This window comes from Caldivirga sp. (assembly GCF_023256255.1).
Taxonomy (GTDB): Archaea; Thermoproteota; Thermoprotei; order Thermoproteales; family Thermocladiaceae; genus Caldivirga.
In genome coordinates, this window is sequence record NZ_JAGDXD010000064.1 from 1 (window position 1) to 3,326 (window position 3,326).

At 41.9% G+C, this 3,326-nt stretch carries 5 protein-coding genes; 2 read left to right on the forward strand and 3 right to left on the reverse strand.

What is annotated here, in order from left to right; genetic code table 11:
* Window positions 1-131: 131 nt before the first annotated feature.
* Together Q0C29_RS09910 and Q0C29_RS09915 are read right to left on the reverse strand one after the other, a co-directional pair.
* On the reverse strand, window positions 132-404 hold the full coding sequence (locus tag Q0C29_RS09910) for a hypothetical protein (protein WP_292000502.1): 273 nt from the start codon (window positions 402-404) through the stop codon (window positions 132-134).
* A complete protein-coding gene (locus tag Q0C29_RS09915; protein ID WP_292000503.1) occupies window positions 404-814 on the reverse strand; it encodes a hypothetical protein in 411 nt (136 codons plus the stop codon). The genes Q0C29_RS09910 and Q0C29_RS09915 overlap by 1 nt, the downstream gene beginning before the upstream one ends.
* Before the next feature lie 333 nt (window positions 815-1,147).
* On the opposite strand from Q0C29_RS09915, the gene Q0C29_RS09925 reads away from it, so the two are divergent.
* Window positions 1,148-1,654: a PaREP1 family protein gene (locus tag Q0C29_RS09925; protein WP_292000505.1), complete on the forward strand. Its 507-nt coding sequence runs from the start codon at window positions 1,148-1,150 to the stop codon at window positions 1,652-1,654.
* A gap of 78 nt (window positions 1,655-1,732) precedes the next feature.
* Here Q0C29_RS09925 and Q0C29_RS09930 read toward each other — a convergent pair whose 3' ends face one another.
* Complete coding sequence (locus Q0C29_RS09930) at window positions 1,733-2,374, reverse strand: hypothetical protein (protein ID WP_292000506.1); 642 nt, start codon at window positions 2,372-2,374, stop codon at window positions 1,733-1,735.
* A gap of 144 nt (window positions 2,375-2,518) precedes the next feature.
* Here Q0C29_RS09930 and Q0C29_RS09935 point away from each other — a divergent pair, with 144 nt between their 5' ends.
* Window positions 2,519-2,845: a hypothetical protein gene (locus Q0C29_RS09935; RefSeq protein WP_292000507.1), complete on the forward strand. Its 327-nt coding sequence runs from the start codon at window positions 2,519-2,521 to the stop codon at window positions 2,843-2,845.
* Window positions 2,846-3,326: the final 481 nt, after the last annotated feature.

A 3,326-nucleotide genomic window follows, 5' to 3' on the forward strand; every position in this document is an offset into this window, starting at 1 on the left:
CTGTTTAGGACCTATAAAGAATATAGAACCGCCCTTAAAAATAGCATTAATTGAATCACCGTATACCCTATAGGCATAAATGGGTTTAGTTCCATTATTTACCTTAATCTCACTCACCTTTCTGCTTCCAGCTAAAAATGCCTTGGACTTCTTTTCCAAGCTTCTTCATCAAGTATAGTATAAATTATGTTCATTTCCCTTAATTCATCATGTATTTGGGGAAAAGTTTGCTCAACTATGGCCTCTATTGCAAATGCCTGGTATGCTCCAGTTGAGATTAGTGACGGTGGTATACTACCCTTATCAGCCTTAGCCATTATCGCGTTTGGTGGCTGATACATTATGGTTAATTCACTTATCTCCTCCCTATACTCGCCAGGTAATATCCACCTCAGGAAATCCATTAATAATGGTTTATTAACTGTAGCTGATTCGGGGGTAAGACCAGTCTCATGATGCTTGGGTATAGGGTAAGCGTGGCAACCCTCTCAGTGCTAAGGAAAACTGCCGGTGTTAATGGATCACCGAATACTTTACTCAATATGTAAGAGCCTATTGTGGGTAATGCGCAGTTAGGGTCATTACCCATGACTGAGACCTTGTATTGATTATTCTCAACAACCACACCTGCTATACATGCAGAGAGACTACTCCTCTTATATTCAACTACTACACTTAGCTTCTCATCACCACTTAGGTTAAAGTCTACGGTATTACTCCGCCTATCAATGATCACTCTAAGCGTTAAGGAATCCGTAATCACGGCCACCTCACCCTCATCCTCACCAAGAGAGACTAAATCGTGCGGCTCCACGCCAAAAAGCCTTTCCCGCAGCATTCCTAATAAGGCCCTCGTTAAGGAATCTTAAGGCTAACCAAGACTCAACCAAAGACTCCAACAGTCTCGCGTTAACATAATCCTCCACCGACGGCTTAGGCAGGGTTTCTCAATAATTCCAACACCCACAACCCCATTCTACCAAACCCTACAAATGCTTAAATCCTCAGGGATTATTAAGAATGTTTAAAGACCATTGGTTAGGTAAGAGTACTGGGAAACATTGAGTAGGTTATTTATCTGCAGGAAGAGAATAAACTTATTAATCTATATTAATGTTTAATTGATTTAATGGGGGGTTTAGTTTCAGTGGAGATTTCGAGAGTGATTTACGAGAAGATCCAGGAGCTGGGCCTGGACCTTGAGGACCTTGTGGCTTACTCATTAATTAGGTTTACCAGTCTTGATCCTGGTGAATTGGCTAGGGCTAGGGTTGAGTTGGCTGAGAGGTACCTCAATGAGGCTAGGGAGTATTTAACCAGGGGTGACGCTGTTCAGGCTAGTGAGAAGCTTTACAAGGCTGTTGAAGAGGCTGTAAAGGCGCTGGCTGAGGAGTACAATGTCCCTGAGTATCAACAGGCCGTTAAGGAGGGTAGGTGGTTCGCTTACTTACTCGGTAGGGCTGCCAGGACGCTCAGCGTTAAGCTTAATGAACCCAGGATTACCTACGCCTGGTCAATTGCCTATGACTTACATATCTGGGGCTTTCATGAGGGTAAGTATGGGGTTGATTACGTTAAAATCGACATACCCCACGTGGAGTGGCTAATCAACTACACTAAGCAGCTACTGTATAGGCAGAGCCAGGCTGGTTAACGCCAAGTCTAAAGATAACTGACCTCCTCCCCGTCTTTGATGTTTTTCTTTGGGTTTACCGCCTTCATCCTCATTGCTTCACTGTTTATTGATGTTGCCATACCTATGATTAGTCATATTTAACTTAAATTCAACGGTTTCATTAATGACCTTAGCTAGGTTAATAATAGTGTTGAAGTCGGGTTCAAACCCCCTCCTAATCCACTCCTTAGCTGACGTAACCGTAGCCTCCACTAATGTTACTAAGGCATCAGTCGTAGTGGTGGCTGCCTTACCCCTACTATTCATTAATTTAATTAGCCTGGTTTTAGCCTGCTTAACTAAGGCATCCGTAGTCTCCCTGAGGAGTAGGTTAACTTGGCTTGCGTCAGTGGGTTTAACGAAGTACTCCACTACATTAGCCTCCTCTGGTATTTGAGTGAGTAGAATGCGTTTAATCATGTGGCTTGGGGTTAAGTAAGTGGAGTTATCGACCCTTGGTGAGAGGAGCCATGTGGCGGTTTCCTTAATCCTTGAATACACCCTGTCCCCACCACCGGGTATGTCGAAGGAGAGGAGTATTAAGTCATCTGCGTTGTTGCTTAGGGTGAAGTTGATTAAGCCATTGTTTAACTTAGGCCAATTAACTAGGTGAATGTCCCTAATCTCATCCTGCCCCTTATACCTACCCTCAAAGCTCCTTGATGAATAACCAGTAGTCCTACCTACCACTGCAAACATAATTACCTACCGGCGCAGGGGTTTATAAAGTTTGTTCATTATAAAATGAATAATTAAGTAAAAATTCACGTTGAAATTCAGCAAAATATTCATTTAAAAATGAATATAAAGAAAAACTTATTAGGAACCCACAGGTAAGTGAACGTGTCAATAGAGTCCTTCAAAATACTCCAGGGTATTGAAGTGAAAACCAGGGTAAGGATATATGGGCCAACCAACTCCTACATACCAATACCATCCTTCGCAAGATACCTAGGCTTCGACGATAAGGCACAGGTAATAGTAATTAAGGGTGGATTATACAACATTTATGAAGCCACCCCAAGGAGATTATCATCAACAAGATACGGCATAACCCTACCAAGAAGAACCATAGAAGCCCTAAACCTAAGCAACAATGATGAAGTAACAGTAATAATGCTAAGACCAACAACACAGGAGTACACAATTAAGAAAGGCAATGAAAACTAACCCAATCCTTTAAGCAGGGATTATTCAAGAATCTTAAGTACTACCCTCTTCCACCAACATTACGGAATACTCTCTCATTAAAATTTGGACTGCCAGACTCGAGGTAATATTAATATCACCACTACCCTATTAACCCAAAGCCAAGGTAAACACTAGGCCAACTAAGCCAGATTCACATTCACTAATAATTAACGCATGCTACGATAAGGCTAACGCTCACCATCCTTAAGCATTACTTCAGAGTGGTACAGGGAGCCTTGCCTCATACGGTTTGGACCGCCAGAGTAGCGATAATATTAATATTACCTCGACTCTGTCACTCCAAAACTAAAGGAGGAAATAAACACCCACCTTTAATAGCGAAACTTAACCCCATAGGCAGGTAACTCACGTATAAATTATTGATTAGTTCACGGTATTGAGAAATAGAAACAATATTAATATTACCTCGACTCTGGCGCCCCAAATTTTAATGAAACCA